Source organism: Caulobacter sp. SSI4214 (assembly GCF_012184455.1).
Taxonomy (GTDB): Bacteria; Pseudomonadota; Alphaproteobacteria; order Caulobacterales; family Caulobacteraceae; genus Caulobacter; species Caulobacter vibrioides_E.
In genome coordinates this window covers 21,237-41,439 of the sequence record NZ_SZWJ01000028.1, presented here as the reverse complement: position 1 = coordinate 41,439, position 20,203 = coordinate 21,237, and the positions used below count along the sequence as shown (strand labels likewise).

Here is a 20,203-nt window from a genome sequence, read left to right as displayed (position 1 = left end):
CCTTAAGCCTGTTCCATCTTGTTGTGGGCCTTGGCCAGGATGGAGTCGGCGTTGGCGATGAATTTCTTGACGTTGCGCGCGGCCTGGCGAATGCGGTGCTCGTTCTCGACCAGACCGATGCGGACATAGCCTTCGCCGTATTCGCCAAAGCCGATGCCGGGCGCGACGGCGACGCCGGCCTCCTCGATCAACAGGCGCGAGAACAGCATCGAGCCCGCCTCGCGATAGGCCTCGGGGATCTTGGCCCAGGCAAACATCGAGGCCGGCGGATTGGGAATGTCCCAGCCGGCGGCGGCCATCGACTTGATCAAGGTGTCGCGGCGGCTCTTGTAGATGCCCCGGATCTCGTCGACGCAGTCCTGCGGCCCGTTCAGCGCCGCGGCGGCCGCCACCTGCACCGGCGTATAGGCCCCGTAATCAAGATAGGACTTCACCCGCGCCAGCGCCGCGCAGATGCGGCTGTTGCCGACCACCATGCCCACGCGCCAGCCAGCCATGGCGTAGGTCTTGGACAGCGAATTGACCTCGACCGCGATGTCCTTGGCGCCGTCGACCTGCAGCACCGACGGCGGGGGGTTGTTGTCGAAATAGATCTCGCCATAGGCCACGTCGCTGATGACCAGAAGGTCGTGCTTCTTGGCCAGGGCGATCGCGTCCTTGTAGAAGTCCAGCCCCACCCATTGGGCGGTCGGGTTCGATGGATAGGACAGGATCATCACCGACGGCGGCGGCACCGAGTGCTTCACCGCGCGGCTGATGTTGGACAGGTAATCCTCGGGCGATAGGGCCGGCACGTGGCGGATAATGCCGCCGGCCATGATGAAGCCGAAGGCGTGGATCGGATAGGCCGGATTCGGACAGATGATCACGTCACCGGGCCCCGTCAGGGCCTGGGCGAGGTTGGCGAAGCCTTCCTTGGAGCCCAGCGTGGCGATCACCTCGGTGTCGGGGTTCAACTTCACCCCGAAGCGGCGGCCATAATAGTTGGCCATGGCCTTGCGAAGGCCAGGAATGCCTTTGGACGCGGAATAGCGACCCGCCTTCGGGTCGCGCGCGGTCTCGATCAGCTTCTCGACGATGTGAGGCGGGGTCGGCATGTCGGGATTGCCCATCCCGAAGTCGATGATGTCGACGCCCTCGGCGCGAAGACGCGCCTTGATCTTGTTGACCTCTTCGAAGACGTAGGGCGGCAGACGGCGGATACGGTGGAAATCGGTGCTCATGGGGGCTCTATGCGCCGCTTCGGCGCTTTGGGAGCGGAAAGTCGGGCATGGATAGACCCCGAGCGGGGTCGAGCCAAGCCGGTTCAAGGAAGATTATGCCTCCGCCACCCTATTGGGGCTGTGACGGAGGCGCGCTAGCTCGGCCGCGCGCGGCCTTGGCGAAGGCTTCGGTCGCGGCGCGATCGGCGTCGGTCGGCGCCTCGAACGCCGGCGGCTTCACGTCGCGATAGGCCTTGTCGGCGTAGGGCTGAGTATCCTTGAGTTCCCAGGTGCCCGGGGCGACGGCCTTGGTCAGGGCTTCGCCGGCGGCGGTCTGGGAGGCCACGCGCGCGCGGATCTGGGCGTCGGTCGGAATGTCCTTCGGCACGGCCGGGATCTGCACGAGCTTGATGCGCGGTTCACGCGACTTGGCGGCGGCGGCCACCTGGGCGGCGATCGGCGACGCGGGATCGACCTGGGCCGTGGCGAACGGGTTCGCGCACGCCGCCGCGCCGGCGGCGAGGCCGACGGTCAGGGCAAGACGCGTGATTTTGCGGGTTTCGCCGTTCATTGGATCTGGTCTTATGCGATGATCGCGACGAGCGGAAGGCGTTCGTCGTCGCTTTTCTCGAACGGGCTCAGGACTAGAGCGGAGGAAACCCAATGGCCACGGCGAAACCCGCCCCCAAGCCTCGGAAGAAAGCCGTTCCCGAGGCCGAGTCGGCCCCCTCCAAGCCCAAGACCCCCAAGGCGAAGGCCAAGCCCGCGATCGCCGAGGCGCCGCCGGAGCCCAAGGCCCCGCCCGAATCGGCCGCCGGAGCCAAGCCGGCTCAGCCCCCCTTCCCGCCGTTCGAAACCGTGCTCTCGGCCGACCAGTTGAAAATGGTCGAGACCCTGTCGGCGAACCTGGCCCGCGCCGCGGTGACCGCCCAAGGCGCGATCGCCGAGGCCGCGTTGCGCCAAGCCGACCGGCCGGCGGCCCTGACGCCCGATCCCTTCCATGTCGCCCCGGCCCTCAACGAGGTTATGGGCCGCCTGGCCGCCCAGCCCGACCGCCTGATGCGCGCCCAGGCCGATCTCTTTGGCCAATACATGGATCTCTGGCAGTCGGTCGCCCGTCGCGCCGCTGGCGAGGAAGTCAAGCCCGTCGTCGCACCGGCCGCCGGCGACAAGCGCTTCAATGATCCGGACTGGGCGTCGAACCCGATGTTCGACCTGATGAAGCAGTCCTATCTCCTGTCGTCGAACTGGCTGAACAAACTGGTGGCCGACGTCGACGGTGTCGATCCGGCCACCAAGCGTCGCGTCGAATTCTTCACCAAGATGCTGACCGACGCCTTTTCGCCGTCGAATTTCCTGATCTCCAATCCCGCCGCCCTGCGCGAGGTCGTGCAGACCCAAGGCGAGAGTCTGGTGAAGGGCATGGAGAATTTCGCCGCCGATCTCGAGCGCGGCGGCGGCCAGCTGGCGATCAGCCAGACGGATCTCGCCAAGTTCAAGGTCGGCGAGAACGTCGCCACCGCGCCGGGCAAGGTCGTCTATCAAAACGACATCCTGCAGCTGCTGCAATTCAACCCGACCACCGAGACGGTGTGCGAAATCCCGCTGCTGATCTTCCCGCCTTGGATCAACAAGTTCTACATCCTGGACCTGCGCCCCGAGAACTCGATGATCCGCTGGCTGACCAGCCAGGGTTTTACGGTGTTCGTCGCCTCCTGGGTCAATCCGGACCGCAAGCTGGCCGACAAGACCTTCGAGGACTACATGTTCGAAGGGATCTATGACGCCACCCAGCAGGTCATGACCCAGTGCGACGTCGATCGGGTCAACACGGTCGGCTACTGCATCGGCGGCACCCTGCTGTCGGTGGCCCTGGCCCACATGGCGGCCAAGGGCGACAAGCGGATCAATTCGGCCACCTTCTTCGCGGCCCAGCAGGACTTCGCCGAAGCCGGCGATCTCCTGCTGTTCACCAACGAGGAATGGCTGCAGTCGATCGAGCAGCAGATGGACCAGGCGGGCGGCTTCCTGCCCAGCCAGTCGATGGCCGACACCTTCAACGCCCTGCGCGGCAACGACCTGATCTGGTCGTTCTTCGTCAGCAACTATCTGATGGGCAAGGAGCCGAGGCCGTTCGATCTTCTGTTCTGGAATGCCGACCAGACCCGGATGCCCAAGGCGCTGCACCTGTTCTATCTGCGCAATTTCTATAAGGACAACGCCCTGACCACGGGCAAGCTCAACCTGGGCGGCGAGCATCTGGATCTCTCCAAGGTGAAGATCCCGATCTACGTCCAGTCGTCGAAGGACGACCACATCGCGCCCTATCGCAGCGTCTATCGCGGGGCCAAGGCGTTCGGCGGGCCGGTCACCTTCACCATGGCCGGCTCGGGCCATATCGCCGGGGTAATCAATCACCCCGACGCCAAGAAGTATCAGCACTGGACGAACGATAAGCTGCCGGGCGACGTCAGCGAATGGATCGCCGGGGCGCAGGAGCATCCCGGCTCCTGGTGGCCGCACTGGGGCGCCTGGCTGAAGGCGCGCTCGGGCGACCAGGTTCCCGCCCGGGATCCCGCCAAGGGCAAGCTGAAGCCCCTGGAGGACGCGCCCGGCAGCTTCGTGCTGGTGAAGTCATGAACCGCCTTATCGGCGCGGCGCTGATCGCGGTGACTGCCGTGCTGGCCGCCCAGCCGGCGGACGCTCAGCGCCTGCGCGACCGGATCGCCGCGCGAATGGCCGAACGCGCCGAGGCCCGCGCGGCGACCGCGCCAGCGCCGGACGGCGTCGAGGTCGATCGCGACATCGCCTACGGCGGCGACAAGGCCCAGACCTTCGACGTCTATCACTCCAAGGCGGCCAAGGGCGCGCCGATCGTGGTCATGGCGCACGGCGGCGGCTGGCGGATCGGCGACAAGGCCATGGGTCGCGTGGTCGACAACAAGGTCCGATGGCTCTCCAGCCAGGGTGTGATCTTCGTCTCGATCAACTATCGAATGCTGCCCCGGACCGGCGTCGCCGAGCAGGCCGCTGACGTCGCCCGCGCCGTGGCCGCTGTCCAGGCCAAGGCGGAAAGCTGGGGCGGCGACCCTGGCAAGGTGGTGTTGATGGGCCATTCGGCCGGCGCGCACCTCGTGGCGCTGTTGACCGCGGAGCCCGCCCTCGCCGCCCAGCAAGGCGTCAAACCCTGGCGCGGCACTGTGGCGCTAGACAGCGCGGCCATGGACGTTCCCGCGATCATGGAGGCCAAGCACTTCAAGCTCTATGACGACGCTTTCGGCCACGACCCCATCGTGTGGCGGGCCCTCTCGCCTCTGCACCAGATGAAGTCCGCCCCCGTTCCGATGCTTTTGGTCTGCTCCTCGCGCCGCGCCGACTCGTGCCCGCAGGCCAAGGGGCTGGCGGACAAGGCCGTGGGCCTCGGCGGCAAGGCGAGCGTGCTGCCCGAGGATCTCAGCCACGGCGAAATCAACGCCCAGCTCGGTGAGCCCGGCGGCTATACGCTGGCGGTCCAGCGCTTCATCGAGTCGGTAACGCGCTAAAGCCTGTCCGCCCCGACGCGAATATCGGCCATCGGCCTTACAGGCCCGCGCTTTCCTTCAGGCCCAGGGCGAGATTGAGGTTCTGCACCGCCGCCCCGGAGGCCCCCTTGCCGAGATTGTCGAGCAAGGCCACCAGCCGCGCCTGGCCGCTGGTGTCCGAACCGAACACGAAAAGCTTCAGGCGATTGGTGCCGTTCAGGCCTTCCGGATCCAGGGTGGTCAGGCTTTTGGCCTCGTCCAGCGACGCCACCTCGACGAAATGCTCGCCCTTGTAGTGCTTGACCAGGGCGTCGTGCAGGTCGCCCAGCGACGGCGCGCCGTTCAGGGTCGAGAAGTGCAGCGGCAGCTCGACGATCATGCCCTGCGGATAGCGTCCGACGGCCGGCATGAAGATCGGGCGGGTCAGAAGACCGCCGTGCTTTTGCATTTCCGGCACATGCTTGTGCGCCAGGGACAGGCCGTAGATCCGGTAAGGAACCTTGGTGTGGTTCGGCGCGCCCTCGTCCTCGAACTCGGCGATCATCGCCTTGCCGCCGCCGCTGTAACCGGAGACGGCGTTGTATGAGATCGGCAGTTCGGCGGGCAGGATGCCGGCGCTGACCAGCGGCCGCGTCAGGGCGATGGCGCCGGTCGGATAGCAGCCGGGATTGGAGATGCGCTTGGCGGCGGCGATCTTGCCGCGCTGTTCCTTGTCCAGCTCCGGGAAGCCATAGGTCCAGCCCTCCGCGGTGCGATAGGCCGTCGAGGCGTCGATGATCACCGTGTTCGGATTGGTGACCAGCGAGACAGCCTCCTTGGCCGCGTCATCGGGCAGGCACAGGATCACGGCGTCGGCGCCGTTCAGCATCTCGGCGCGGGCGTCGGCGTCCTTGCGCTTGTCCGGATCGATCGAGATCAGCTCCAGGTCCTTGCGGCCGACCAAGCGCTCGCGGATCTGCAAGCCGGTGGTGCCGGCTTCGCCGTCGATGAAGACCTTGGGGGCGCTGGACATGGCGAACTCCGATCTGGGGCGATCAGCCAGAAGAAGCAGAAAACAGAGACAGAAATGAAAAAGGGCGCTTCGGCCGAACCGAAGCGCCCCTTCCCAAACACGTAATCGTCGCGATTAGCGCTTCGAGAACTGGAAGCTGCGGCGGGCCTTGGCCTTGCCGTACTTCTTACGCTCGACGACGCGGCTGTCGCGGGTCAGGAAGCCGTGCGGCTTCAGGACCGGACGCAGGCCGGGTTCGTAATAGGTCAGAGCCTTGGACAGGCCGTGGCGGATGGCGCCGGCCTGACCCGACAGGCCCGAGCCTTCGACCGTCACGACGACGTCGAATTGACCCAGACGGTCGGTCACTTCCAGCGGCTGGGCGATCATCATGCGCAGCACCGGACGGGCGAAATAGACTTCCTGGTCACGACCGTTGATCGTGATCGAGCCCTTGCCTGGCTTGATCCAGACGCGAGCGATCGCGTTCTTGCGCTTGCCGGTCGCGTAGGCGCGGCCTTGGGCGTCGATCTTGGGCTCGGCCGGGGCGGCCGCTTCCGGGTTGCTGGACAGGCTGGCCAGCGCGTCAAAGCCTTGAGCGTCGGTCATAGCTTAGAGGCTCCGGATGTTCTTGGCGTTGCGGCCCGCGAAGTCGACGACTTCGGGGTTCTGCGCTTGGTGCGGGTGCTCACCGGTGTTGTAGATGAGCAGGTGGGTCAGCTGCTTGCGAGCCAGGGGGCTCTCCTTGGGCAGCATGCGCTCGACGGCCTTTTCCAGGACGCGCTCGGGGAAACGACCGCCCAGCACCTTGCGCGGGGTGGTTTCCTTGACGCCGCCCGGGTGACCGGTGTGACGGTAGTAGACCTTGTCGTCCAGCTTCTTGCCGGTGAACTTCACCTTGTCGGCGTTGATGACGACGACGAAGTCGCCGCAATCGACGTGCGGGGTGTAGTCAGGACGGTGCTTGCCGCGAAGACGCATGGCGATGAACGTCGCCAGACGGCCGACAACGGCGTTCTCGGCGTCGACCACGATCCACTTCTTCTCGACCTCGGCTGGCTTCAAGGAAGCCGTGATCTTCTGCATGGGATTGATCCGTAATTTCTAGGCGTCCGACCCCGAGAAATCCGGTTTCGTCCGTGTGAGGCGCGGCATGTACGGGAGGGTTCGCCCCCTGTCAACAACAGCGATACAAAAAACTTACAAAACCAATATAATACAAAGAGATACGACAAAAGGTAATATAATACCGCAACCGCGAATTCGGCGCGCCGCGAGGTCATGCGTCCGCCGCTTCACGCGGCCAGCCGCTGAAGGTCTATGGGGAGGCGACGGAGCGGCCGGGCGAACCCGGAGACCGTAGGGTTTGTTGTGTTTCGGCTCGCGAGTCCGCTCCGCCAGGCTGTTCTTGCCCGTGAGGATGGGAGGCGTGAGCGTATTTCAGCTCGGGTCCCCACTAGCCCCCGGACGGGCGCGGACCAACTGGGACGGCTACATCCGGACCCAGCCCGACGATCCACGATAGGCGGCTTGTACGATCACCGCCCTGTCGCTCCGCGCTCGCCCCTCCACGGCCTCTTCCGAGATCCCGGATCTATCCAACGAACAGACCCCGGTCGAAACCGCTTCGAGACCACGCGGCCCCGCTCAACCTAGCCCCGCCGCCGTTTTGGGCCGGATCCAAACGCCCTCCCCCGCGACGGGGATGGCTAGGATTATGGCGCGGCGCCGAACGCCGAGGATTGGCGGGGGTGTAAAATCGACAAGGCGTTGATTTCGCTGTGTTCGAGATCGCGAACGCCGAGGACAGAGCGCCTCCAATCCCCATACCGCCCTCTCCGCGGGGAGAGGGAGGGACCCGCGCGAAGCGCGGGAGGGTGAGGGGCCAAGCCCTTTCCGAACAGGGCCTCGAAGATCCGCCGCGCGGAAAGATCCGTGTGTTCCCGGCCCACTCCGTTCACCCTCACCCTCCCATCCCGACTTTCGTCGGGACGGGCCCCGCCCTCTCCCGACGGGAGAGGGATTGGGTGGGGCGGCTCCGCCGCTCTCCATGAGCCTCGGCTTCTGCCTCGCGACAAAGCCGAGACTGTGTCAGGGCCGCCGCACGCGCCAGGCGAAGACCGTCGCGGTCGCCAGCAGCAGCGCCGCGCCCGCCTGGTGCAGCACGCCGAGCGCGATCGGCGCCTGGGCCATCAGCGTCCAGACTCCCAAGGCGGCCTGTAGGGTGACCACGATCGCCACCGCCATCGCCACGGCCTTGGCCCCGCCGGCCAACAGCCGATCGCGCCCGGCGACGACGCCGACGGCGATGCCGCCTAGGAACAGCAGATAGGCCATCAGCCGGTGGTGCAGTTGCACCGCGCCCTGGCTGTGGGCCAGCGTGCCCCAGAGGCCGTGACCGGCATAGTCGGCCGGGAAGACATGACCATTCATCAGCGGCCAGTCGTTATAGACCAGGCCCGCGTGATTGCCGGCGACCAGCGCCCCCAACATGCACTGGAAGAACACCGCCGCCAGGAAAGCCAGCGCCCAGCCGCGCCATTTGGAGCGTTCCTCGACGCGCGGCGAGCCGTTCCAGGCGTCCAGGCCCGTCCAGATCAGCACCACGAACAGGGTCAGGGCCAGGCTCAGATGGATCATCAGGCGCTCGGGCGCCACCGAGACACGCTCGGAAAGGCCGCTGGAGACCATCCACCAGCCCACGAGGCCTTGCAGCCCGCCAAGCCCCAGCATCGCCGCGCAACGCCAGATCAGGCGGCGCGGAATATCGCGGCGGATCAGGAAGACGACGAAGGGGATCGCGAAGGCCGCGCCCACCGTGCGGCCCAGCAGGCGGTGCGCCCACTCCCACCAGAAGATGCTCTTGTACCCCTCCAGCGTCATGTCGGGGTTCACCAGCTTGAACTGAGGGATCTTCTTGTAGAGCTCGAAGCTCTCGCGCCAGGCCTGATCCGACAGGGGCGGCAGAGCGCCCATGATCGGCTTCCACTGGGTGATCGAGAGGCCAGAGCCGGTCAGGCGGGTGGCTCCGCCGACGACGACCATGGAAAAGACCATGGCGGCGACGATGAACAGCCAGATCGCGACGGCGCGCGAGCGGTCGGAACGCAGGAAAGACGTCATGGGATCGGAAAAGCGTCACTTCTGGGCCGAAATGCGGCGTGTCTTCCCTACGCCCGCCGGACGCTCGGGGCAATCTTCGCGTGGTCTGGCATGACGGCGTCGCGCGTTCATGCGAGAAATGGACGTTCAGGGGCAGAGACCAGCATGAGCGGCATGGGCGTATTCGCGGCGGCGGTGATCGGCATCCTGGCCGGCTGGATCGCCGACCTTGTCCTGGCGCGCCACCACTCGCTGTTCATCAAGCTCTTGATCGGCGTCATCGGCTCGTACATCGGAGCGTTCATCGCCTCGCGCATCGACCTGCATCTGCCCGGCTTCGCCGGAGAGCTGGTCGTGTCCAGCGTGGGCGCGATCCTGTTTCTGGCTGTTCTCAGCCTTTTCCGGAGAACCGCGTGAGCGCTCCCCTGATTCCCGCCCGCCCGCGCAAGCTGATCGGCTCGCTCGCGGTCATGGTCGTGTTGTTCGCCTGGATCTGGGTCTTCACCAGCCTGTACGACCGACTGCCGCCCAACCGCCTGGTGCACCTCGTTTACTTCGTGGCGCTGGGCATGGGTTGGGTCCTGCCGGTGATTCCGCTGATCTCCTGGATGGGCAAGGCCGACAAGCCGCTCGACGTCGGCCAGCGATAACCGCGAGGCGACGCGAGGCGACGGAACATGAAAAAGGCCGCCCCGAAGGGCGGCCTTTCGTCTTCCGCGAATGGTCGGAGCGACAGGATTCGAACCTGCGACCCCTTGACCCCCAGTCAAGTGCGCTACCAGGCTGCGCCACGCTCCGACGCGGAAGGAGCGCCCTTATAGGCGCCGCTCGGGGGTTGGGCAACAGCGATTTCGGACGAAATCGACGGTGCGTTCAGCCGCGCGCCAGAAGACCGTCGAGGCGGGATTTCACGGCCGTGAGGTCGTCGAGAGCAAACGCCAGGCGATGACGGGCGCGGTCATCCAGACGTCGGGCGGCCGCAGCGTCGTCCTTGTAATCCACCTCGGGATCCAGGTTCGCCGCCCCATTCGCGCCAAGACCCGCGGCGATCACCTGCGCCAGCCCGTGGTCGCGGTGCAGCTTCTGGACGCCCTTGATGGTCAGGCCTTCGCTGTGCAGCAAGGTTCGCACGCCGTTCAGAACGGCGACGTCCTGGGGCCGATAGAAGCGTCGGCCGCCCGCTCGCTTCATCGGCCGGATGAACGAGAACTTGGTTTCCCAGAAGCGCAGAACGTGTTGAGGCACGCCCAATTCGTCGGCGGCCTCGGAAATCGTGCGGAAGGCGTTAGGCCCCTTCGCCACCGCGGCCATCCCTAGTCGCCGAGCGCGCGATCGATTCGCGCCTTCATGACTTGGGAAGCCCGGAAACCGATCACCCGACGGGGCTCGATCTCGGCCGGCTCGCCGGTCTTGGGATTGCGGCCCATGCGCGCGCGCTTGGAACGGACCTGGAAGACGCCGAAGCCGGAAAGCTTGACCGTTTCGCCCTCCTCGAGCGCCTCGGCCACGAGATCCAGGGTGCGCTCGACCAGTCCGGCGCAGTCCTGACGGGTCAGTCCGACCTCTTCATGGACCGCCTCGCACAGGTCGGCCCGGGTCAAAGTAGCGCCCTTCATGCAACCCCCTTCACGCGTATCGAAGCGGCGCGGAGGCCGCTTAAGACGGAGTACTCGCGGCAAGTCCGATGCGGCGCCGCCACCCTCGTTTGGCCGCGCCCGAATTCACCGATGACCTCATGCCGTGATTATCGCATGAAGTCAAAGACTCAAGGACAGGAGTTCATGCCCGAGCGTAAGCTTCGCCTTAAAGGCGAAGGACGCAGGCGCCCCAGGTCAGGCCGCCGCCCATGGCTTCCAGCAACAGAAGGTCGCCCTTCTTGATTCGGCCGTCCTTGATCCCGTGGGCCAGGGCCAGCGGAATCGAAGCGGCCGAGGTGTTGGCGTGGATGGCGACGGTCGAGATCACCTTGTTCTCGTCGATGCCGCAGCGATGGGCCACGCCGGCCAGAATGCGCTGATTGGCCTGGTGCGGGATGAACCAGTCGACATCCGCCACGGCGACGCCCGCGTTGGCGGCCGCGGCATGGATGGCTTCGGAGATGTTGACCACGGCGTGCTTGAAGACCTGGTTGCCCAGCATCCGCAGCTTGCCGACCGTGCCGGTGGTCGAAACGCCGCCGTCGACATAAAGCAGGTCCTGCTTGGTCCCGTCGGCGCGCAGGGCAAAGCCCTGCAGGCCCTGGTCGGCCGTGGTCCCCTCGCCCGCCTTGGCCTCCACCACGACCGCGCCGGCCCCGTCGCCGAACAACACGCAGGTGCCGCGGTCGCTCCAGTCCATCAGGCGGGTCATGGTCTCGGCGCCGATCACCAGGGCGCACTTGGCGTGACCGCGCGCCACGAAGCCGTCGGCGACGCTCAGGGCATAAACGAAGCCCGAGCAGACGGCCTGGACGTCGAAGGCGATGCCGACCGGCGCGCCCAGCTTGCGCTGGACCATGGTGGCGACGGCGGGAAAGGTCAGGTCGGCCGTGGTGGTGGCCACGATGATCAGATCGACCTCGGCGGCGGTCTTGCCGGCGGCCGCCAGGGCCTCCTTGGCGGCCTCGGTGGCGAGATCGGAGACCGGCTGGTCGTCGGCGGCCTGGTGGCGTTGGCGGATGCCCGTGCGCTCAACGATCCATTCGTCGCTGGTGTCGACGAACTTGGCCAGATCGTCATTGGTCACGACCTTGGGCGGCAGGTACGCGCCGACCCCGGTCACCACGCTTCTCACTAAGCTCACTCGACCGCTCCCTGGTCCTGCCCCGCCTTCGAGGCTTCGTCCTTGGCCGCGGCGGCGGTCAGGCTCTTCAGATTTCTGTCGATCTCGGCGCGGAAATCGCTGCGCGCGAGATTGATGGCGACCCGCACGGCCGAGGCGAAGCCGTTGGCGTCCGCGCCGCCGTGGCTCTTGACCACGATCCCGTTGAGCCCCAGCAGCGGGGCGCCGTTGACCCGGCTGGGATCCAGCCGCTGGCGCATCCTCTTCAGCGCGCCCGAGGCGATCATGGCCCCCAGCATGGCCAGCGGCCCGGAGGTCAAGGTGGTCCTGATCTCGTTCGAGAAGAACCGCGCCATGCCTTCGGCGGTCTTCAGGGCGACATTGCCGGTGAAGCCGTCGGTGACGACCACGTCCACGACGCCGTAGGCCAGGTCGCTGCCCTCGACAAAGCCGTGATAGTCGAAATCGAGCTTGGCCTCGCGCAGGATAGCGTGGGCCTCGCGCACTTCCTCGTGGCCCTTCTGGTCCTCGGAGCCGACGTTCAGCAGCCCGACCGTGGGGCGCTCCACGCCATGCATCGCGTGGTGGAAGGCCGCGCCCATGATCGCGAACTCGACCAGCTGGTCCGCGTCGCTCTCGACATTGGCGCCGACGTCCAGGACCGTGGCGACGCCCTTCATGTTCGGCCAGTTGGCGACGATCGCGGGACGCTCCAGCTCCGCGCCCATGCGCAGGATCAGCTTGGAGATGGCCATCAGGGCGCCGGTGTTGCCCGCCGAGACGCAGGCCTGGGCCTCATCGGCGCGAACCGACTCGATGGCGTTCCACATCGACGAGCCCTTGCCCCGGCGCATGGCCTGGGCGGGCTTTTCGTCCATGGCGATGGCCTTGTCGCAGTGGCGGATCTCGCTGACCGCGCGCGCGGCGGGACAACGGGCCAGTTCCGCCTCGATCCGCGCGCTATCGCCGTGCAGCAGGAAGCGCACCCCCGGCAGGGCCTGGGCCGCCTGGGCCACGCCCGGCACAACGATCGACGGACCGTGGTCGCCGCCCATGGCGTCGACGGAGATGACTACGGATTGGGGCACGTGGCGCGAGAAGCTCCAACAGGCGGGCCGCCTTTTCCAAGGCGGCGGAAGATACATCCGCGTGAATATCACGCAAGCGGGCGAGTCGAGCCGTTCAGCCCTCGTCTTTCGCCGCTTTCAGGCTCTTGAGCGCCGCGAACGGAGAAAGTTCGACCGGCTCCGGCGGCTGCACGAACACCGCGCCCGGCTTGCGGGGGAACGGATCGAGCTCCAGGGCCAGGTGCTCGACGACATAGCCGGAGACGTCGATCCTATCGCCCTCCAGCACGTCGGGCGGGTCGTCGCCGTCGGGATCGATGCCCAGGTCGCCGAACGCCTCCTGCGGGGCGTTCTGGCTATTGGCCGGCAGGACCTTCAGGTCGAAACGAGCGTCGATCGGGGTCTCGAAGTCGTCGGCCGTCGCGCCGCAGGTCTGCACCACGCGCGCCCGCAGCACGCCCGAGACCTCGGCGCCGTCAAGCCAGGAGGTCAGGTAGACCTCGGCGCTCAGCGCCTCCAGGCTGACGAGGCCAAGCTGCTTGGCGATGGCCTTGCGCTGGGCCGCGTCGGGTTCAAGGCGCAGCTTGACCGCGCCTCGGTCGACCTGGGCCAGCGGAATTTCGCACGGCCAGGCGGCGGTCACGGGTTCGGCCATGTCACGTCTCCTTGCAGCAGGGCGTCCAGCGACTGGTCCGCCAGCATCCCGCGCGCGGCGGCGACATAGGCGGCGAGCGCCGCCACGTCGCCCTCTGCGCGCTCCTCGAACGCGGTGCGGGCCAGAAAGTCGATCAGCGCCGTGTTTTCCGGCAGGCTGGCGACCGCTTCGTCATAGGCCTTCAGCCGCCCGTAGAAGGCGCCGGCCAGCTTCTTCATCTTTTTGCCGACAGAGGTGTCGGCCACGCCGATCTCGCGGAACGCGTCGTCCAGGCCCTTCACATAGGAATCGAAAACGGCCTGCGAGGTTTCCGCCGCCGCCTCTCCTTGCCCCTTCAGCCGCTCGATCAGGAAGATCACGTGCAGGCTGAACAGTTCGAAGCGCCCTTCCATCGAGTCGCGGACGCCGAAATCGCGATAAAAGGCCGCCGACCGCGCCTGCCCGACCGCCGAAGCATAAAGCTTGGCGCCCGCCGCCTTGGCCGGCCTGGGCTTGAGCAACCTGTCCAAAAACATCAAACGCCTCGATTTCGCCGCGACATCCCGCTATGCGCGGTATCCGCTTTCACGCGGGCATTGAACTAAGCTCCCGCGGGCGATAGGTCAAAGTCTGCATTTTTCCGGTTCGGAGCCTTGATGTCTCGCCCCGCCGTTCTCGCCGCCGCCGTCCTGGCCGTGGCCCTCGCGTCTTCGGCCTGCACGCCGCTGACGAGCTACTCCGGCTTCCAGGCCATCGACAACAAGCCCGCCGACATGAAGGTCGGGCAGGACAGCAAGTCGACCCTGATGGAAAAGCTGGGTTCGCCGTCGGCGGTTTCGACCTTCGACAACAACACCTGGTACTACATCTCGCAGACCACCGACCGCGTGGCCTTCTACATGCCGCGCGTGATCAAGCGCGACGTCGTGGCCATCAAGTTCAACCCGGCCGACGAGAAGGTCGCATCGGTGAACACCTACACGCTGAAGGACGGCAAGGTCATCGCCTATAACGGCCGTGAAACGCCGACCCGCGGCCGCGAGATGACCATCCTCGAACAGCTGCTGGGCAACGTCGGTCGTGGCGGGATGCTGCCGCAAGACGATACGGCGCCCGGCCAGCGCCCGGGCGACCGCCGCTAGAGCTTTCCGTCGACTATTCTACGAACAGCCGCTCGTCGGAAGACGGGCGGCTTTTTCGTATGCCCGATGGATCAGGAAAGGTCACACCGCCCTTCGGCGAGCGCGAACGACGCGCTGAGCGCCGGCGAAACCCGAGGCCCAGCTCGAACCCACGAGCGTTCGACACGCGGAATGGGCGCACCTCGGATCATCCCAACCGCTCCGGATGCCTCTGGACCCCGCCATTCGCCGGGGAGGTCGGGGCAAGAGGTGGTGTTCAACGCCTAAAGCAGAACGCCCCGGAGTCTCCTCCGAGGCGTTCGAGGTTTCACACCGCGCCGAGGGTCAACCGGCGTGGGCCAGGACCGCCAGCAGCAGCAGGGCCACGATGTTGGTGATCTTGATCATCGGGTTCACGGCCGGGCCCGACGTGTCCTTGTAGGGGTCGCCGACGGTGTCGCCGGTGACGGCGGCCTTGTGGGTCTCTCCCCCCTTCTTGTGCAGGACGCCGTTCTTGTCGGTGAAGCCTTCCTCGATCACCTTCTTGGCGTTGTCCCAGGCGCCGCCGCCGCTGGTCATCGAGATGGCGACGAACAGGCCGGTGACGATCACGCCCATCAGCATGGCGCCGAGGGCTGCGAAAGCGTCGACCTTGCCCGCGATGGCCTTGATCACGAAGAACAGCACCACCGGCGAGACGACCGGCAGCAGGCTGGGCACGATCATTTCGCGGATCGCCGCCTTGGTCAGGATGTCCACGGCCTTGCCATACTCTGGCTTGACCTCGCCGGTCATGATGCCCGGGTTCTCGCGGAACTGACGACGGACCTCCGCGACCACCGACTCGGCCGCGCGCCCCACGGCGGTCATCGACAGGCCGCCGAACAGGAACGGCAGCAGGCCGCCGAACAGCAGGCCGACCACGACATAGGGGTTGGACAGGTCGAAGGTCACCGGACCCATGCCGTCGAAGAAGCTGCCCGACGCGGCGTGCGCCGAGAAGAACTTCAGGTCCTCGGTATAGGCGGCGAACAGCACCAGGGCGCCCAGGCCGGCCGAACCGATGGCGTAACCCTTGGTCACGGCCTTGGTGGTGTTGCCCACGGCGTCGAGGGCGTCGGTGGTGACGCGGACCTCGGGCGGCAGCCCCGCCATCTCGGCGATGCCGCCGGCGTTGTCGGTGACCGGACCGAAGGCGTCCAGGGCGACGATGAAGCCGGCCAACGACAGCATGGTCGTGGTGGCGATGGCGATGCCGAATAGGCCCGCCAGATTAAAGGTCACGACGATGCCGACGATGATGGTCAGGGCCGGCAGGGCCGTGGCTTCCAGCGACATGGCCAGACCCTGGATCACGTTCGTGCCGTGGCCCGAGACGCTGGCCTGCGCCACCGACTTCACCGGACGGAAGCCGGTGCCGGTGTAGTACTCGGTGATCATCACGATCGCGGCCGTGACGGCCAGGCCGACCAGGCCGCAATAGAACAGGCCGTCGGCCGTATAGCTGCGCGTGGCGGTCTCGACCGTGGTCGGCACCAGCTGATGCAGCACGTACCAGACGGCCGGGATCGACAGCGCGCCCGTGACGATCAGGCCTTTGTAGAGCGCGCCCATGATGTTGTTGTTATTGCCCAGGCGGACGAAAAACGCGCCGATGATCGAGGTGACGATGCACACCGCGCAGATCGCCAGCGGCAGCAGCATCATCGCCGACACCGCCTCGGTCCCACGGAAGAAGATCGCCGCCAGCACCATGGTGGCGACGGTGGTCACCGCATAGGTCTCGAACAGGTCGGCGGCCATGCCGGCGCAGTCGCCGACGTTGTCGCCGACATTGTCGGCGATGGTCGCGGCGTTGCGGGGGTCATCTTCCGGGATGCCGGCTTCCACCTTGCCCACCAGGTCGCCGCCCACGTCGGCGCCCTTGGTGAAGATGCCGCCGCCCAGACGGGCGAAGATCGAGATCAGCGAGGCGCCAAAGCCCAGGGCCACGAGGGCGTCCACGACTTCGCGGCTGGTGGGCTCAAGGCCCAGAACGCCGGTGAGAACGTAGTAGTAGCCCGCCACGCCCAGCAGGGCGAAGCCGGCGACCAGCATCCCGGTGACGGCGCCCGAGGTGAAGGCCAGCGACAGGCCCTTGGCCAGGCCTTCGGACGAGGCCTGGGCCGTGCGGACGTTGGCGCGCACCGAGATCAGCATCCCGGCGAAGCCCGCCGCGCCGGACAGCACCGCGCCGACCAGGAAGCCCAGGGCGGCCCAATGGCCGATCAGAACATAGACGGCGACGAGGATGACCACGCCGACGATCGAGATGGTGAGATATTGCCGACGCAGATAGGCTTGCGCGCCCTCCTGGATCGCCGCGGCGATCTCCTGCATCCGCGCGTTGCCGGGCGACGCCCGCATCAGACTGGCCGTCTGCACCGCGCCATAGAGCACCGCCAGCAGCCCGGCCCCGATGGCCAGATAAAGCCAAAGACTCATAAGCTCTTCACCCCTTCGCGCTTCCAATCACGAGGGGGATGCCGGTCCCGGCGGCTGGAGGTAATGACACACGTCAAACCCACGCCCGGATCGACGGGCGGGCCTTTGGCCTCGTGCCCCCTCGATGCTCCCAATATGACGCCGGAACAGCGTCATCCCAAGGAGACTGTCAGATGGTCCAGGAGCGCGCAACCCGTGTCGGGACAAGCGTTTGGCGTCGCTTTCGCCGTACCGGAAGATGGAATCAGGGATCGAGGTCCGGATTCGACGCCGGCGTGGCCCCGCCCGGCTTGGGCGGCATCAGCTGCTGGCGAGGGATCTGCTTGGTGATCTCGACGGACGCGAACTTGCCCTTGCCGGTCAGCAGATTGGCCTGCGCCAGCACGAAGCGGGTCAGTTTTGGACCATCGACCTCTTTCCAGGTGTCGGGCCGGACGAACGGCGTCTTGTAGGCGGCGCGGATGATCGCGTCGCGCAAGGCCGGCTCCTTGCCCTCGAACATGGCGATATCGGTGCCCGAGGTCAGCTTCAGGGTCATGCTGACGAAGACATAGTTGACGATACGACCGTTAACGATGATCGGGATCGTGATCGCCTGAAGCTTGATCGTCGGGTCGAGCGCCTGGCCGTCCCCCTCTTTTTTCTTCTCTTCCTTCTTCTCGCCCGCGAAGGCCGGGCTGGCCGCCAGGACGCAGGCGCCCGCGAGAACGAGGCGGCGGGAAAGGGTGAGCGGCATGATCGTGTCCGTCCTTGACCGGCGGGATGGGCGTCCTCGGGCTAAAGGCTCTAAATCAAATGTTTAGAGCGTGAGATAAGCTGAAACCGGTTCCCACTTTCAGCCTCACGCTCTAGCCGTGCAGCCAGCCGAGGCGGGACGGCGTCACATCGCGGCCCCTGTAATAGGCGCTGACCCCCTCGCCTTCCACGAACTCGCCGATTTCGCTGACTTTCACGCCGGCGGCGGCGGCGGCCACGCGGAAGTTCCACGCTTCGTTGGGATCGACGGCGCAGACGATCTCGTAATCGTCGCCGCCAGACGCCAGGGAGATGCGGCCCTCGACCTGTTCGGGTTGCTGGTCCAGCCAGGCCTGGGCGCCCGGCGACAGCGGCAGGCGCTCCAGATCGACGCGCACGCGGCAACCGCTGGCCTTAGCGATGTGCGAGCTGTCGGCCAAGAGGCCGTCCGAGACGTCCGCGGCGGCCTTGGCGTGGATGCGCATGGCGTCGCGCAGCGTGACGCGTGGCTCTGGCTGCCGATAGCGGCGCAGCATGGCGCCGTCGGCGTCCATCACCTCGCCCCACTGGGCCAGCAGCCCCAGCCAGCCATCGCCGATGGTGCCCGAGACCATCAGGCGGTCGCCGGGCTTGGCCCCCCGTCGCAGGATCGCGCCGCCCTGAGGCGCCCAGCCCAGCAGGGTCGCCGAGACGACCAGCGGACCCGAGGTCGTGACGGTGTCGCCGCCGAGCAGCGAAATGTCGAAAGCCGCGCCGTCCTCGGCGAGGCCCCGGGCGAAGGTCTCGCGCGAGGCGACGTCGGCGCCCGAGGGCCAGCCGACGGCCAGGAAATAGCCGTAGGGCTCGGCCGCCTTGGCGGCGAGATCGGACAGGTTGGTGCGGAGCAGCTTGCGGGCGACGACGTCCAAGGCTTCGTCGGGAAGAAAATGCACGCCCGCCACCATGGCGTCCTTGGTGATGACCAAGTCATAGCCGGGCCTGGACGGCAGCACGGCCGCGTCGTCCAGCAGATCGAGCGCCGCCGGATCGCCCCGCGTCAGCGGGCGCAGGAGCCGTTCGATATGATCGAATTCCGTCGCGGGCGCCACCGCCGTCGGCGGGGCGTCGTCTTCAGCGAACCAGTCTTCTTCGTCAGTCTCTTGCATCACGAGCGATCGCGTCGAGGGCGCCATTGATGAAGCCTGACTCAGGACCCTCAAAAAAGGATTTCGCGATCTCGACGTATTCGTTGATCACCACCTCCGTGGGGACGTCCGGGCGGAACATCAGTTCATAGGCGCCGGCGCGCAACACGGCGCGGGCCGTGGCGTCCAGACGATCCAGACGCCAGCCCGAGGCCAGGCGCTTGACGACGCCCTGATCGACCTTCGCCTGGTTGGCCACCACGCCCTTGGCCAGCTCCGCGAAAAACGCCTCGTCGGCGGCGGCCAGCCGCTCGCCCTCGACATCGCGGTCGAAGCGGTGCTCGGAGAACTCGCGGATCACGGAATCGACGCCCGCCCCCGACACTTCCATCTGATACAGGGCCTGGACGGCGGCCAGACGCGCCACCGAGCGGGGTTGGATACGGCTGCCGCTCATCGGGACTGTCCCAGCAGTTGACGCTTGAGGGCGATGGTTTCGAGGCAGGCCTTGGCCGCGCCCCCGCCCCGGTCGCCCTCGCTGACCTTGGCGCGCGCCCAGGCCTGGGCTTCGTCGTCCACCGCCAGCACGCCAAACCCGATCGGCAAGCGCCGACCGATGCCCAAATCCTGCAGGCCCCGCGCGGTCTCGTGAGCGACCAGCTCGAAATGGTAGGTCTCGCCGCGAATGACGCAGCCCAGCGCCACATAGCCGTCATAGCGCACGCCGACGGGCCGATGACCGGCCTCTTCGGCGATCGCGATGGCCGTCGGGATCTGAAGAGCGCTGGAGACCGTGATCACGTCATAGGCGGCGCCTTGGGCTTCGATCGCCTGGGCGGCTCCGCGCAGCAGTTCGTCGGCGACGCCGGAATGGCTCCGGCTCTCCACGACCAGCAGGCGGATGTTGTCGTCTACCATCTAGCTCGAATCTCCACGGCCACGCGCGCGGCGCGATCAGAAACACACATCAAGGATTAAGGAACTATAGCTCGTCTTCGACGACGTCGCTCAGCCCTTCTTCGGTCAGGAACTTGGCGAAGTCGCCGGTTTCCTTGAAATCCCGATAAACGGACGCGTAGCGGACATAGGCCACGTCATCGAGGGATTTCAGCGCCTTCATGACCATTTCTCCCACGGTCGACGACGGCAGCTCGGTTTCACCCATGCTTTCCAGTTGGCGGACGATGCCGTTGATCATCCGTTCGACCCGCTCGCCCTCGACCGGACGCTTCTGGGTCGCCAGCGCGATCGAGCGGACCAGCTTGTCGCGATCGAACGGCGAACGCCGACCCGAGCGCTTCAGGATGATCAGCTCGCGCAGCTGAACGCGTTCGAAGGTGGTGAAGCGGCCGCCGCACTCCGGACACATCCGGCGACGGCGGATCGCCGCGCCGTCTTCCGACGGGCGGCTGTCCTTGACCTGGCTTTCGGCGTGTCCGCAGAAGGGGCAACGCATGATGTG

At 66.6% G+C, this 20,203-nt stretch carries 23 protein-coding genes and 1 tRNA gene; 5 read left to right on the top strand and 19 right to left on the bottom strand.

The window, feature by feature from the left end; translation table 11 throughout:
* Nucleotides 1-2 precede the first annotated feature (2 nt).
* Together FCU40_RS10645 and FCU40_RS10640 are read right to left on the bottom strand one after the other, a co-directional pair.
* A complete protein-coding gene (locus FCU40_RS10645) occupies nucleotides 3-1,223 on the bottom strand; it encodes an LL-diaminopimelate aminotransferase (protein WP_004624282.1) in 1,221 nt (406 codons plus the stop codon).
* A 109-nt stretch (nucleotides 1,224-1,332) separates the two neighbouring features.
* A complete protein-coding gene (locus FCU40_RS10640) occupies nucleotides 1,333-1,773 on the bottom strand; it encodes a hypothetical protein (RefSeq protein WP_004624284.1) in 441 nt (146 codons plus the stop codon).
* A gap of 92 nt (nucleotides 1,774-1,865) precedes the next feature.
* Here FCU40_RS10640 and FCU40_RS10635 point away from each other — a divergent pair, with 92 nt between their 5' ends.
* The gene (locus FCU40_RS10635; RefSeq protein ID WP_168074791.1) at nucleotides 1,866-3,842 is read left to right on the top strand and encodes a class I poly(R)-hydroxyalkanoic acid synthase; all 1,977 of its coding nucleotides are present in this window, start codon (nucleotides 1,866-1,868) and stop codon (nucleotides 3,840-3,842) included.
* Complete coding sequence (locus FCU40_RS10630; RefSeq protein ID WP_168074790.1) at nucleotides 3,839-4,744, top strand: alpha/beta hydrolase; 906 nt, start codon at nucleotides 3,839-3,841, stop codon at nucleotides 4,742-4,744. The genes FCU40_RS10635 and FCU40_RS10630 overlap by 4 nt, the downstream gene beginning before the upstream one ends.
* A gap of 37 nt (nucleotides 4,745-4,781) precedes the next feature.
* On the opposite strand, the gene argC is transcribed toward FCU40_RS10630, so the two are convergent.
* The 4 genes from argC to FCU40_RS10610 all read right to left on the bottom strand — a co-directional run bounded on the left by argC (nucleotide 4,782) and on the right by FCU40_RS10610 (nucleotide 8,837).
* Complete coding sequence (argC, locus tag FCU40_RS10625; protein ID WP_168074789.1) at nucleotides 4,782-5,735, bottom strand: N-acetyl-gamma-glutamyl-phosphate reductase; 954 nt, start codon at nucleotides 5,733-5,735, stop codon at nucleotides 4,782-4,784.
* A gap of 114 nt (nucleotides 5,736-5,849) precedes the next feature.
* Nucleotides 5,850-6,323 (bottom strand): 30S ribosomal protein S9, encoded by a 474-nt coding sequence (gene rpsI, locus FCU40_RS10620; RefSeq protein WP_004624294.1) that lies wholly within the window; start codon nucleotides 6,321-6,323, stop codon nucleotides 5,850-5,852.
* 3 nt (nucleotides 6,324-6,326) lie between these two features.
* Nucleotides 6,327-6,800: a 50S ribosomal protein L13 gene (gene rplM / locus FCU40_RS10615; RefSeq protein WP_004624297.1), complete on the bottom strand. Its 474-nt coding sequence runs from the start codon at nucleotides 6,798-6,800 to the stop codon at nucleotides 6,327-6,329.
* A gap of 1,005 nt (nucleotides 6,801-7,805) precedes the next feature.
* Nucleotides 7,806-8,837 (bottom strand): COX15/CtaA family protein, encoded by a 1,032-nt coding sequence (locus tag FCU40_RS10610; protein ID WP_168074787.1) that lies wholly within the window; start codon nucleotides 8,835-8,837, stop codon nucleotides 7,806-7,808.
* 144 nt (nucleotides 8,838-8,981) lie between these two features.
* On the opposite strand from FCU40_RS10610, the gene FCU40_RS10605 reads away from it, so the two are divergent.
* Both FCU40_RS10605 and FCU40_RS10600 read left to right on the top strand, forming a co-directional pair.
* A complete protein-coding gene (locus FCU40_RS10605; RefSeq protein ID WP_004623645.1) occupies nucleotides 8,982-9,233 on the top strand; it encodes a GlsB/YeaQ/YmgE family stress response membrane protein in 252 nt (83 codons plus the stop codon).
* Nucleotides 9,230-9,466: a DUF2842 domain-containing protein gene (locus FCU40_RS10600; RefSeq protein WP_004623643.1), complete on the top strand. Its 237-nt coding sequence runs from the start codon at nucleotides 9,230-9,232 to the stop codon at nucleotides 9,464-9,466. The genes FCU40_RS10605 and FCU40_RS10600 overlap by 4 nt, the downstream gene beginning before the upstream one ends.
* 71 nt (nucleotides 9,467-9,537) lie before the next feature.
* Here FCU40_RS10600 and FCU40_RS10595 read toward each other — a convergent pair.
* The 7 genes from FCU40_RS10595 to FCU40_RS10565 all read right to left on the bottom strand — a co-directional run bounded on the left by FCU40_RS10595 (nucleotide 9,538) and on the right by FCU40_RS10565 (nucleotide 13,813).
* A tRNA-Pro gene (locus tag FCU40_RS10595) sits at nucleotides 9,538-9,614 on the bottom strand.
* A 75-nt stretch (nucleotides 9,615-9,689) separates the two neighbouring features.
* Nucleotides 9,690-10,118 (bottom strand): MerR family transcriptional regulator, encoded by a 429-nt coding sequence (locus FCU40_RS10590; protein WP_035017726.1) that lies wholly within the window; start codon nucleotides 10,116-10,118, stop codon nucleotides 9,690-9,692.
* 11 nt (nucleotides 10,119-10,129) lie between these two features.
* A complete protein-coding gene (locus FCU40_RS10585; RefSeq protein WP_004623639.1) occupies nucleotides 10,130-10,432 on the bottom strand; it encodes an integration host factor subunit alpha in 303 nt (100 codons plus the stop codon).
* 187 nt (nucleotides 10,433-10,619) lie between these two features.
* Nucleotides 10,620-11,597 (bottom strand): beta-ketoacyl-ACP synthase III, encoded by a 978-nt coding sequence (locus tag FCU40_RS10580; protein WP_168074785.1) that lies wholly within the window; start codon nucleotides 11,595-11,597, stop codon nucleotides 10,620-10,622.
* A complete protein-coding gene (gene plsX / locus FCU40_RS10575; protein ID WP_168074783.1) occupies nucleotides 11,594-12,664 on the bottom strand; it encodes a phosphate acyltransferase PlsX in 1,071 nt (356 codons plus the stop codon). Before plsX ends, FCU40_RS10580 begins: the two co-directional genes overlap by 4 nt.
* A 94-nt stretch (nucleotides 12,665-12,758) precedes the next feature.
* Complete coding sequence (locus FCU40_RS10570) at nucleotides 12,759-13,298, bottom strand: DUF177 domain-containing protein (protein WP_168074781.1); 540 nt, start codon at nucleotides 13,296-13,298, stop codon at nucleotides 12,759-12,761.
* A complete protein-coding gene (locus tag FCU40_RS10565; protein ID WP_168074780.1) occupies nucleotides 13,283-13,813 on the bottom strand; it encodes a ubiquinol-cytochrome C chaperone family protein in 531 nt (176 codons plus the stop codon). Before FCU40_RS10565 ends, FCU40_RS10570 begins: the two co-directional genes overlap by 16 nt.
* A gap of 120 nt (nucleotides 13,814-13,933) precedes the next feature.
* Between FCU40_RS10565 and FCU40_RS10560 the strand changes: the two genes are divergently transcribed.
* The gene (locus FCU40_RS10560) at nucleotides 13,934-14,419 is read left to right on the top strand and encodes an outer membrane protein assembly factor BamE (RefSeq protein WP_004623629.1); all 486 of its coding nucleotides are present in this window, start codon (nucleotides 13,934-13,936) and stop codon (nucleotides 14,417-14,419) included.
* Nucleotides 14,420-14,743: 324 nt separating this feature from the next.
* Here the strand turns inward: FCU40_RS10560 and FCU40_RS10555 are convergent, their stop codons facing one another.
* From FCU40_RS10555 to nrdR, 6 genes are all read right to left on the bottom strand, one after another.
* The gene (locus FCU40_RS10555; RefSeq protein ID WP_168074779.1) at nucleotides 14,744-16,882 is read right to left on the bottom strand and encodes a sodium-translocating pyrophosphatase; all 2,139 of its coding nucleotides are present in this window, start codon (nucleotides 16,880-16,882) and stop codon (nucleotides 14,744-14,746) included.
* A gap of 244 nt (nucleotides 16,883-17,126) precedes the next feature.
* On the bottom strand, nucleotides 17,127-17,618 hold the full coding sequence (locus FCU40_RS10550; protein WP_168074778.1) for a flagellar basal body-associated FliL family protein: 492 nt from the start codon (nucleotides 17,616-17,618) through the stop codon (nucleotides 17,127-17,129).
* 112 nt (nucleotides 17,619-17,730) lie between these two features.
* The gene (thiL, locus tag FCU40_RS10545; RefSeq protein ID WP_004623623.1) at nucleotides 17,731-18,789 is read right to left on the bottom strand and encodes a thiamine-phosphate kinase; all 1,059 of its coding nucleotides are present in this window, start codon (nucleotides 18,787-18,789) and stop codon (nucleotides 17,731-17,733) included.
* Nucleotides 18,749-19,198 carry a transcription antitermination factor NusB gene (nusB, locus tag FCU40_RS10540; RefSeq protein ID WP_168074777.1) on the bottom strand — a complete coding sequence of 150 codons (450 nt, stop codon included), beginning with the start codon at nucleotides 19,196-19,198 and terminating at the stop codon, nucleotides 18,749-18,751. Before nusB ends, thiL begins: the two co-directional genes overlap by 41 nt.
* Nucleotides 19,195-19,659, bottom strand: coding sequence for a 6,7-dimethyl-8-ribityllumazine synthase (gene ribH / locus FCU40_RS10535; protein ID WP_004623620.1), 465 nt, complete (start codon nucleotides 19,657-19,659; stop codon nucleotides 19,195-19,197). The genes nusB and ribH overlap by 4 nt, the downstream gene beginning before the upstream one ends.
* A gap of 64 nt (nucleotides 19,660-19,723) precedes the next feature.
* Nucleotides 19,724-20,197, bottom strand: a complete 474-nt coding sequence (gene nrdR, locus FCU40_RS10530) for a transcriptional regulator NrdR (protein WP_004623619.1) — start codon at nucleotides 20,195-20,197, stop codon at nucleotides 19,724-19,726.
* Between the last annotated feature and the right edge of the window lie 6 nt (nucleotides 20,198-20,203).